At 73.1% G+C, this 9,117-nt stretch carries 9 protein-coding genes; 8 read left to right on the forward strand and 1 reads right to left on the reverse strand.

Annotated features, from left to right (window positions below):
• Positions 1-50: 50 nt before the first annotated feature.
• Positions 51-2,165, reverse strand: coding sequence for a transketolase (gene tkt / locus ABWK99_RS10030; RefSeq protein ID WP_372594562.1), 2,115 nt, complete (start codon positions 2,163-2,165; stop codon positions 51-53).
• A 302-nt stretch (positions 2,166-2,467) separates the two neighbouring features.
• Here tkt and ABWK99_RS10035 point away from each other — a divergent pair, with 302 nt between their 5' ends.
• From ABWK99_RS10035 to ABWK99_RS10070, 8 genes are all read left to right on the forward strand, one after another.
• Positions 2,468-3,460, forward strand: coding sequence for a heme o synthase (locus ABWK99_RS10035; protein WP_372594563.1), 993 nt, complete (start codon positions 2,468-2,470; stop codon positions 3,458-3,460).
• On the forward strand, positions 3,457-4,407 hold the full coding sequence (locus ABWK99_RS10040) for a site-specific tyrosine recombinase XerD (RefSeq protein ID WP_372594564.1): 951 nt from the start codon (positions 3,457-3,459) through the stop codon (positions 4,405-4,407). The genes ABWK99_RS10035 and ABWK99_RS10040 overlap by 4 nt, the downstream gene beginning before the upstream one ends.
• Before the next feature lie 58 nt (positions 4,408-4,465).
• A complete protein-coding gene (locus ABWK99_RS10045) occupies positions 4,466-5,338 on the forward strand; it encodes a ParA family protein (RefSeq protein WP_372594565.1) in 873 nt (290 codons plus the stop codon).
• Complete coding sequence (locus ABWK99_RS10050) at positions 5,328-6,200, forward strand: ScpA family protein (RefSeq protein ID WP_372594566.1); 873 nt, start codon at positions 5,328-5,330, stop codon at positions 6,198-6,200. Before ABWK99_RS10045 ends, ABWK99_RS10050 begins: the two co-directional genes overlap by 11 nt.
• Positions 6,193-6,858, forward strand: coding sequence for an SMC-Scp complex subunit ScpB (gene scpB / locus ABWK99_RS10055; protein ID WP_372594567.1), 666 nt, complete (start codon positions 6,193-6,195; stop codon positions 6,856-6,858). The genes ABWK99_RS10050 and scpB overlap by 8 nt, the downstream gene beginning before the upstream one ends.
• Complete coding sequence (locus ABWK99_RS10060) at positions 6,855-7,610, forward strand: pseudouridine synthase (protein ID WP_372594568.1); 756 nt, start codon at positions 6,855-6,857, stop codon at positions 7,608-7,610. Before scpB ends, ABWK99_RS10060 begins: the two co-directional genes overlap by 4 nt.
• A gap of 40 nt (positions 7,611-7,650) precedes the next feature.
• Entirely contained in the window at positions 7,651-8,013 is a 363-nt protein-coding gene (aroH, locus tag ABWK99_RS10065; protein WP_372594569.1) for a chorismate mutase, read from the forward strand.
• Positions 8,010-9,117, forward strand: a 1,108-nt coding sequence (locus tag ABWK99_RS10070; RefSeq protein ID WP_372594570.1) for a prephenate dehydrogenase, incomplete at its 3' end; no start/stop codon positions are given. The genes aroH and ABWK99_RS10070, both read left to right, overlap by 4 nt.

The following is a 9,117-nucleotide window of genomic DNA, read 5'->3' on the forward strand; positions in this document are numbered from 1 at the left end:
ACTTCCGTCGATGTCGTCCCCGGACCCGCGCGCGGGTGGTGCTCGGTGCGTCAGGACGCGGTGGTCCCGACAGCCGCGAGGGAGTCGCGCGCGGCGGCCACGACGGCCTCCGCGGTGAACCCGAACTCACGGAACAGCGTCTCCGCGTCCGCCGAGGCGCCGAAGTGCTCGAGGGAGACCGAGCGACCGGCGTCGCCGACGATGCGGTCCCAGGAGAGCGCGATGCCGGCCTCGACGGACACGCGGGCGCGAACGGCGGGCGGAAGCACCTCGTCACGGTAGGCCTGATCCTGCTCGGCGAACCACTCGAGGCACGGGGCCGAGACGACCCGGGTCGGGACGCCGTCGGCCTCGAGCGTCTCGCGCGCGGCGACAGCGAGCTGGACCTCGGAGCCGGTGGCGATGAGGATCACCTCTGGCGTACCCGTGCTCGCCTCCAGCAGCGTGTACGCGCCGCGGGCGAGACCGTCCGCCGTGGCGTAGCCGTCCGTGCCGCGAGGGAACGTGGGGACGTTCTGGCGGGTCAGGACGAGTGCGGCCGGGTGGTCGGTGCGCTCGAGGACGGCCTTCCACGCCGCGGCGGTCTCGTTGGCGTCCGCTGGCCGGACGATGTCGAGCCCGGGGATGGCCCGCACGGCCGCGAGGTGCTCCACCGGCTGGTGGGTCGGTCCGTCCTCGCCGAGGCCGATCGAGTCGTGCGTCCACACGTAGATCGCCGGGACCTTCATGAGTGCGGCCAGACGCACAGCGCCGCGCATGTAGTCCGAGAACGTGAAGAAGGTGCCCCCGTAGGCGCGGGTGAGCCCGTGCAGGACGATGCCGGACAGGATCGAGCCCATCGCGTGCTCACGGATCCCGAAGTGCAGCGTGCGGCCGTACTGGTCCCCGGAGAACTCGTGCGAGGAGCGCTCCGCCGGGAGGAAGGACGGCTCGCCCTTCATCGTCGTGTTGTTCGAGCCGGCGAGGTCGGCCGAGCCGCCCCACAGCTCGGGGAGCACCCCGGCGAGGGCCGAGAGGACGGTCCCGGACGCGGCGCGCGTGGCGACCGAGGTCCCCGCCTCGAAGGTCGGCAGCGCGGCGTCCCAGTCCTCGGGCAGCTCGTGGGCCACGAGCCGGTCCAGCAGGCGGGCCCGCTCGGGCTGGGCCTGGCGCCACGCGGCGTACGAGGCGTCCCACGCGGCGCGGTCCTCGGCCTGACGGTCGATCACCGCACGCGTGTGCGCGAGGACCTCCGGCGCGACGGCGAACGTCGCCTCGGGGTCGAACCCGAGGACCTCCTTGAGCGCCGCCACCTCTCCCGCGCCCAGCTTCGAGCCGTGCGAGCCGTGGGTGTTCTGCTTGGTGGGGGCGGGCCAGGCGATGATCGTGCGCAGCCGGATGAACGACGGGCGGTCGGTCACGGCCTTCGCGGCCTCGATCGCGGCGAAGAGCTGGTCGACGTCCTCGGCGTAGGGGCTGCCGTCGGCGGTCTTGGTCCAGTCGACCGACTGCACGTGCCAGCCGTAGGCCTCGTAACGGGCCAGGACGTCCTCGGTGAACGCGATCGACGTGTCGCCCTCGATCGAGATGTGGTTGTCGTCCCACAGCACGACGAGGCTGCCGAGCTGCTGCGTGCCGGCGATCGAGGAGGCCTCGCTGGTGACGCCCTCCTGCAGGTCGCCGTCGGAGGCGATCACGTAGGTCATGTGGTCGAAGGGGCTCGTCCCGGGGGCGGCGTGCGGGTCGAGCAGCCCGCGCTCCCTGCGGGTGGCCATCGCGAAGCCCACCGCGCTGGCCAGGCCCTGGCCGAGCGGACCCGTGGTGATCTCCACCCCAGCGGTGTGCCCCACCTCGGGGTGCCCCGGGGTCTTGGAGCCCCAGGTGCGCAGGGCCTCGATGTCCTCGATCTCCAGCCCGTAGCCGGCGAAGAAGAGCTGGAGGTACTGCGTCAGGCTCGAGTGCCCGGCGGACAGGATGAAGCGGTCACGGCCCAGCCACTGGGGGTCGCGCGGGTCGTGCCGCATGACCTTCTGGTAGAGGAGGTAGGCGGCAGGGGCGAGGCTGATCGCCGTACCCGGGTGCCCGTTGCCGACCTTCTCGACGGCGTCGGCGGCCAGGACGCGCACCGTGTCCACGGCGCGGCGGTCGAGATCCGTCCAGACGAGCTCTGGCTGGGAGGCGTTCACAGACCCTCTTTCCTGCCCCCGTTCCCCGGAGGCGTTCCGGTCGGCGTGCGGCAACGGCAGCCGGGACCCGCACGGGGTCGCGGGATCCCGGAGACTGCGTCGTTCCAGGGCACGCGGCCGCCGTACCGGCGACCGGGACGAGCCTACCGGCGCTGCGGTGCCCCGATCGCGCAGCGCGCGCCGTCGGGGTCCGCGGCGGCAGCACGATCGGCCCCGGCCGCGCCCAGGGAATAGCATGGCCCTTTGCGGCGGGGCTCACGACCTATGTCCCGGCGCCCCCGGACGATCGGAGCCCTGAGCGCGTGCGCACGAGTCAGCTCTCCCCGAGCGCAGCGACGCCGTCGGGCGATCGACCCTCCGGCGCTCCGGCCGCGGGCGACCGCAGGACCGGCCGAGAGCGCCTTCGCCGGATCCGTTCCCGGCTCGGGGCGTACGTCGCGCTGACCAAGCCACGGATCATCGAGCTGCTGCTCGTCACGACGGTCCCGACCATGATCCTCGCGCAACGCGGTCTCCCGCCGTTCGGGCTCGTGCTCGCCACCCTCGTGGGCGGCGCCGCCTCGGCGGGCGCCGCGAACACCTTGAACTGCGTGATCGACCGGGACATCGACCAGCTGATGAACCGGACCCGCAAGCGCCCGATGGCGACCGGGGAGATCAGCCCGCGCGCGGGTCTGATCTTCGGGCTCGTGCTCGGCGCGATCTCACTGCTGTGGTTCGCGCTGCTCGTCAACGTCGTCGCCGCCGCGCTCTCGCTCGCCGCGATCCTGCTGTACGTCGTGGGCTACACGATGCTCCTCAAGCGGCGCACCCCGCAGAACATCGTCTGGGGCGGGATCGCCGGCTGCATGCCCGTCCTGATCGGCTGGTCGGCCGTCACGGGCAGCCTGGCCTGGGCGCCCGTCGCCCTCTTCCTCGTCATCTTCTTCTGGACGCCGCCGCACTACTGGCCGCTGTCGATGAAGTTCCGCCGCGACTACGAGGCCGCCGGCGTCCCGATGCTCCCCGTCGTCGCGGGTCCGGTCCGCGTCGCCTGGGAGATGGTCGCCTACACCGTCGCGATGATCGCGGCATCGCTCGCGCTCGTCCCGCTCGCGGGGATGACCTGGGCCTACGCGGTCATCGCCTCGCTGCTCGGGCTGTGGTTCGGGGCGGGGACGCTGGCCCTGCTGCGGCGGGCCCGGCATCCGCGGCCAGGAGTGCGACTGGGCGAGATGCGCCTCTTCCACCACTCGATCACCTACCTGTCGCTGCTGTTCCTCGCGGTGGCGATCGATCCGTTCCTGCCGCTGTGACCACGCGGGCGGCGACGGAGGTCCCGGCCGGGCTCCTCGGTCCGGTCCAGGGGTACCTGGACCACCTCGCCGTCGAGCGCGGGCTGTCCGGGAACACGCTCGCCGCCTATCGCAGGGACCTGGCGCGATACGCGGCGTTCCTCGCCGCTCGGGGACGCACCGACCCTGCGGAGGTCGTGGAGGCCGATGTGCGGGAGGCGGTCCTCGAGGTCCGCACGGGTGCCGACGGCAGCACCCCGCTGGCGGCCTCCTCGACCGCGCGCTTCATCGCAGCGGTCCACGGCTGGCACCGCTTCGTCACGGTCGAGGGCCTGGCGCCCAGCGACCCGTCCAGGGACGTGCGCCCTCCTGTGCGCCCTCGCCGGCTGCCCAAGGCTCTTCCGGTCGAGGACGTCGTGCGGCTCCTGGACGCCGCCGGCCTGGGCGAGGGGCCGGTGCCTCTGCGGGACCGCGCGCTGCTCGAGCTCCTCTACTCGACGGGGGCGCGGATCAGCGAGGTCGTCGGTCTCGACGTGGACGACCTCGACCCGGACGCCGGTGAGGTGCTGCTGCGCGGGAAGGGGTCGAAGGAACGGGTCGTCCCGGTCGGGTCCTACGCCCTCGACGCCGTGGAGGCGTATCTCGTGCGGGCGCGCCCCGAGCTCGCGGGGCACGGGACCGGGACTCCTGCGCTCCTGCTCAACTCTCTCGGCCGTCGGCTGAGCCGGCAGTCCGGCTGGGCCGTGCTGCGGCTCGCGGCCGAACGCGCAGGGGTCACCGGGGACATCTCTCCGCACACCTTGAGGCACTCCTTCGCCACGCACCTGCTCGCCGGGGGTGCCGACGTCCGGGTGGTCCAGGAGCTCCTCGGGCACGCCTCGGTGACCACGACGCAGATCTACACGCAGGTGAGTCCCGACCAGCTGCGCGAGGTCTACGCCGCCGCCCACCCGCGCGCACGCGGATGAGGGCCGGCACCGGCCCGTCGCACCTGTCGCAGGGCCGCGCTGCGGTAACGTTCGGCCCGTGACCAGCCAGGACCCGACGGACCAGACCACCGCCACGGACCTCGTCGGACGCCCCCTCCCGGAGTTCGTCGAGCCGATGGCCCTGGCCTCCCACGGACCGGCCCGCATCATCGCCCTGTGCAACCAGAAGGGTGGGGTCGGCAAGACGACGACCACCATCAACCTGGGCGCCGCCCTCGCCGACTACGGCCGCAAGGTCCTGGTCGTGGACTTCGACCCGCAGGGCGCCGCGTCCGTGGGTCTCGGGGTGAACCCGCACGAGCTCGACGCGACGATCTACAACCTGCTGATGGAGCGCTCGGTCCAGCTCCCCGACGTCGTGCGGTCCACCACGGTCGAGAACCTCGACCTGCTCCCGGCCAACATCGACCTGTCCGCCGCGGAGGTCCAGCTGGTGGGTGAGGTCGCACGCGAGTCGATCCTCGCGCGCGTGCTGCGCCAGGCGGAGGACGACTACGACGTCATCCTGGTGGACTGCCAGCCCTCCCTCGGGCTGCTCACGGTCAACGCGCTGACCGCTGCGCACGGCGTGCTCATCCCGCTGGAGTGCGAGTTCTTCGCCCTGCGCGGGGTGGCCCTGCTCATCGAGACCGTCGAGAAGGTGCGCGACCGGCTCAACCCGCGCCTCCAGGTCGACGGGATCCTCGCCACGATGCACGACCCGCGCACGCTCCACTCGCGCGAGGTCCTCGCGCGGGTGCACGAGGCGTTCGGGGACCAGCTCCTGCACACGGTGATCGGGCGGACCGTGAAGTTCCCGGACTCCTCCGTCGCCGCCGAGCCCATCACCAGCTACGCGCCGACCCATCCCGGCGCGCACGCCTACCGCCAGCTGGCACGGGAGCTGGTGGCACGCGGCGATGCCGTCTGACCCGACGCTCGACACGGCGCCGGAGCCGGGGGGCGCGGCGGGGGAGCCTGTCGCGGCGGAGGCCGGCGGTCCCTTCTCGGTCCACCTCGCGAACTTCGAAGGCCCGTTCGACCTCCTGCTCAGCCTCATCGCCCGGCACACCCTCGACATCACCGAGGTGGCTCTCGCCCAGGTGACCGACGAGTTCATCGCGGCGGTCCGGCAGGCGGAGTCCAGCGGGGCGCCCTGGGCCCTGGGGCAGATCAGCGAGTTCCTCGTGGTCGCCGCCACCCTGCTCGACCTCAAGGCCGCTCGTCTGCTCCCCGGTTCGGACGTCGAGGACGCCGAGGACCTCGAGATGCTCGAGGCCCGCGACCTGCTCTTCGCGCGGCTGCTGCAGTACCGCGCCTTCAAGGAGGTCGCGGCGAGCCTCGGCGAGCGGCTCACCGGGCAGTCGCGGCAGATCCCGCGGGCGGTCGGCCTGGAGCCGCAGCTCGCGGCGCTGCTCCCCGAGCTGGTCCTCGCGATCGGGCCAGGTGAGCTGGCCGTGCTCGCCGCGCACGCCCTCGCGCCGAAGGCTGTCCCCACGGTGGACCTCGGTCACCTGCACGCCCCCTCGGTGAGCGTCCGCGAGCAGGCGGCAGTGCTGGTCGAGCGTCTGCGTCGCGGGTCGAGGCTCTCGTTCAGGACACTGGTCTCCGACGCCGACTCCACGATCGTCGTCGTCGTGCGGTTCCTCGCGGTGCTCGAGCTCTTCCGCGAGGGCGCCGTCGCCTTCGACCAGGTGGAGCCGCTCGGTGAGCTCACCGTGCGATGGACCGGCGGCGACGACGAGACCGTCGAGGTGACGGACGACTACGACGAGGGGGCCACTGATGAGTGACCAGGAGCTCGAGGGCATGACGCCGGAGCAGGACCCGGCCGGTCAGCCGCGGGTCTCGAGCGGCTCTGCGCCTGCGCAGGTCGACGAGCTCGCCTTCGACGTCGAGGACCTCCCCGGCGGCGCGCGCGCCGCCCTCGAGGCGGTCCTCATGGTCGCCGACGAGCCGATCGCCGCCGTGCGACTGGCAACGGTCCTGGGCCTGCCCACCGGCCAGGTCGAGCAGCAGCTGCGCGATCTCGCCGAGGAGTACCGGGCAGAGCAGCGCGGGTTCGACCTGCGAGAGGTGGGGGAGGGCTGGCGGTTCTACTCCGCGGCGGCCCATGCGGACGTCGTCGGACGCTTCGTCCTGGACGGGCAGACGGCGCGTCTGACGCACGCCGCCTTGGAGACCCTTGCCGTCATCGCCTACCGTCAGCCGGTCACCCGCGGTCAGGTCTCGGCCGTGCGCGGAGTGAACGTCGACTCGGTGGTGCGGACCCTCGCGGCCCGTGGCCTGGTCGGTGAGGCCGGTACCGAGCCCTCGGGTGCCGTCCTGTACACGACCACCCCCTACTTCCTGGAACGGATGGGCATGACGAGTCTCGACGAGCTCCCCCCGCTGGCGCCGTACCTCCCCGATCTCGACTCCCTCGACCTCGCCGACGGAGGTGCCGCATGAGCCGCGCGACGAAGGACCCGCACGACCCCGAGGGCGTGCGCCTGCAGAAGGTGCTGGCCGGTGCCGGCGTCGGCTCGCGGCGCGCCTGCGAGGACCTCATCGCCTCGGGGCGCGTGAGCGTCGACGGTGTGGTGGTGCGCGAGCAGGGGGTGCGGGTCGACCCGCGCACCGCCGTCCTGCACGTGGACGGCCGGCGGGTGCAGCTCGACGACACCCTGGTGACCCTGGCGCTGAACAAGCCGGCCGGGGTGGTCTCCACGATGCACGACCCGCAGGGTCGCCCCTCCCTGGAGGGCCTGATCTCGCAGACCGAGCACCGCCTGTTCCACATCGGGCGGCTGGACGCCGAGACCGAGGGCCTGCTGCTCCTGACGAACGACGGCGAGCTCGCGCACCGGCTGGCGCACCCCTCCTTCGCGGTGCCCAAGACCTACATCGCGACGGTCGCCGGTCGGGTCAAGCCCGCGGTGGGCGCGACCTTGAGGAGCGGGATCGTGCTCGAGGACGGTCCGGCGAAGCTGGACTCGTACCGCGTCCTGGACACCACCCCCACCACGACGATGATCGAGGTGATCCTGCACGAGGGGCGCAACCGCATCGTCCGGCGCATGTTCGAGGAGGTCGGCCACCCGATCACCCGGCTCGTGCGCACGCAGATCGGTCCGATCCGGTTGGGTGACATGCGCCCCGGACGTACGCGGGTGCTCGGCCGTACCGAGGTCGGCACCCTGATGGCGGCGGTCGGACTATGAGCCAGGCACGCTCCCGTGCCACCGAGGACGGAGGAACCCGATGAGCGTCCGCGCGATCCGCGGTGCCACCCAGCTGGACCGCGACGACCGTGATCACCTGTTCGACCGCACCTCCGAGCTGGTCCGCGAGGTGCTGGCGGCGAATGCCATCGACAGCGACGCCCTCATCTCGATCCTGTTCACCTGCACGCCCGACCTGCACGCGGACTTCCCCGCCGCGGCGGCGCGTGAGATGGGCATGGGTGACGTCCCCCTCATGTGTGCCACCGAGGTGGACGTCCCCGGAGCGCTGCCGCGAGTGGTGCGCCTGATGGCGCACGCCGAGCTCGACGTGCCGCGCGCGGACGTGCACCACGTGTACCTGCACGGCGCGACCGCCCTGCGTCGCGACCTGGCCCAGTGAGCACCGAGGTCAGCGGCTCGTCGCGCCACCACGCGGCGACCGCCGGCCCGGTCAGGGTGGTGGGCACCGGCCTGCTCGGCGCGAGCGTCGGGATGGCGCTGCGTGCGGTGGGGGTCGACGTCGTCCTGGCCGATCCCTCGCGCACCACGGTGCTGCTGGCCCGTGACCTGGGCGCCGGACGGCTCCCGGCGGACGCCGACACCGCACCCGCGCTCGTCGTCGTCGCCGCACCGCCCGACGTGACGGCCGACGTGGTGCTCGCCGAGCTCTCCGCCCACCCGGACGCCGTCGTCACCGATGTCGCCTCGGTCAAGAGCGGGGTGCTGGAGGCGGTGACGGCCGGTGGGGGAGACCTGAGCCGGTACGTCGGCTCGCACCCGATGGCCGGTTCGGAGCGTTCCGGGCCCACCGCCGCCCGCCCGGACCTGTTCGTCGGACGGCCCTGGGTGATCACGGCCGGCCCGCACAGCACCCCGAGGGCCGTCGCGGCGGTCCGTGCCCTCGCCGTCGACGCCGGCGCGACGCCGGTCGAGCTCGACACGGCCCGGCACGACGCCGCCGTCGCCCTCGTCTCCCACCTCCCGCAGGTGGTGGCCTCGCTCGTGGCCGCTCGCCTCGGCGACGCCGACCCGGCTGCCCTCGACCTGGCGGGCCAGGGACTGCGCGACGTGACCCGGATCGCGGCGAGCGACCCCGCGATGTGGACCTCGATCCTCGCGGCCAACGCCGGGGCCGTGTCGCCCGTGCTGCGTGCGCTGCGCACGGACCTCGACGCCGTCCTCGCGGCCCTCGACGCCGCTGAGGGTGGCGGCGCTCCGGATGGCGCGCTCGGGACCCTTGCCGGGGCCATCGCCGCAGGGAACATCGGTGTCTCGCGCGTCCCGGGCAAGCACGGCGGCTCGCGTCGCGAGGACGACGTCGTCGTGGTCATCGTCCCCGACCGTCCGGGGGAGCTGGCCCGACTGCTCGCCGACACCGGCGAGGTCGGCATCAACCTGGAGGACCTCGGGCTGGAGCACGCCCCGCGTCAGGCCGTCGGCCTGGCGTCCCTCTCCGTGGCGCGCGGTGCCGGCGCCCGACTCATCGCCGAGCTCACCGAGCGCG

Source organism: Actinotalea sp., from assembly GCF_041597215.1.
Lineage (GTDB): Bacteria > Actinomycetota > Actinomycetes > Actinomycetales > Cellulomonadaceae > Actinotalea.